The organism is Streptomyces sp. NPDC088732 (assembly GCF_044751205.1).
In the GTDB taxonomy this organism is placed as follows: domain Bacteria; phylum Actinomycetota; class Actinomycetes; order Streptomycetales; family Streptomycetaceae; genus Actinacidiphila.
On record NZ_JBIVLI010000067.1, the window covers coordinates 1 to 1,410 of the forward strand.

At 66.5% G+C, this 1,410-nt stretch carries 1 protein-coding gene; it reads right to left on the reverse strand.

Going from position 1 to position 1,410, the window contains the following annotated elements; translation table 11 throughout:
* Positions 1–166: 166 nt before the first annotated feature.
* Positions 167–1,357, reverse strand: coding sequence for an IS701 family transposase (locus ACIP9H_RS42285; RefSeq protein WP_401964270.1), 1,191 nt, complete (start codon positions 1,355–1,357; stop codon positions 167–169).
* Positions 1,358–1,410 lie beyond the last annotated feature (53 nt).

Here is a 1,410-nt window from a genome sequence, read left to right on the forward strand (position 1 = left end):
TAGTACTGCAACGGTCTTTGTCGTGACGGGTGGGCAGCTTCGGGTGGTGTGTGACCGCGTCGTTTGTAGTGGCTGATTCGGGCTTGGTGTTGTCGTCGGCGTCGCCAATGTGACCAGTGCAGGATGTGCTCGATGGGGGCCGGTCGGCGTTCGGTGAGACGGGCGATCAGGCGTCTGAGCTCGGGGAGGCTGAGGGGGACGAGGCCGGAGGATCCGTTTCTGCTTTCCCGGTATCCAGCTCTCGGGCCCGCAGGACGGTCAGGCAGGCATGGGTGGCCATGGCCAACGTCATGTGGCGGTGCCAACCGTCGTAACGGCGCACCTGGTACTCGTCCAGGCCGCACTCGCCCTTCGCGGTCTGGAAGCACTCCTCCACGGCCCACCGGGACCCGGCGATGCGAATCAACTCGTCCAGTGTGGTGCGCGCCGGGCAATAGGCGATGTAGTAGGAGATCTCTTGCGGCCGGCTCACGCTGCGACGAGCGATGACCCAATGCCGGCGGTCTTCGCGATGCCAGGGACGGACTTCAACGCGGGCCCAGTCGAAGACACGTGGCCCGTGGGCGCCCTCGCCGCACGAGCGGCGTTTCCACTTCTGCCGCGGCAGGCCGTTGAACAGGTCATGGACGGGGTGGTCCATGGCCCAGCGGGTGACGACGGTGTCGTGCCGGGTGGTGGCCATGACGTGGAAGATGTCCGCTTGCTCCAGTTCCGTGCGCCAGCTCTTGCTGAAGCCGTAGGCGGCATCCGCGGTCACCCACCGGAACGGAATCCTGTCGGCGATTGCCCGTCGGACCATGGCCCTGGCCGTCGCCACCTTGGTCTCGAAACCTACGGTGTCGTCGACGCCGGCCCGGCGGCACCGGTCACGGTCATCGGTCCACGACGTCGGCAGATACAGCCTGCGGTCGATCAAGGTCCGGCCCCGGTCGGTGGCATAGGCGAGGAAGACCCCCACCTGGCAGTTCTCGGTGCGGCCGGCAGTCCCGGAGTACTGCCGCTGTACTCCGGCCGACCGGACCCCCTTCTTCAGGAAGCCCGTGTCGTCCACGATCAGCACCGCCTCCGGATCGCCGAGGTGCTCGACCACGTAGTCCCGGACGTCATCAAGGACCTCGTCGGCGTCCCAGTCGATGCGGTTCAAGAGCCGGTGGATCCGGTCCGGGCCTGTGTGACCTGCCTGTTCGGCCAGCGTCCAGCCGTTCTTCCGTTCCAGCGGGGCTATCAGCCCCCTCATATAGGCCAGTGCCGACTCCCGCGGCTCGGACCTGGCGAACCGGTGCATAAACCGCTCGTGCAACTCCGCCAGACCACTTGACCACCGGCTCGCATCAGACAGCACCACATCCCACCCCATGCCCACCTCAACGAGCCCGCTGCCCACCCGTCACGGCAAAGACCGTTGCAGTA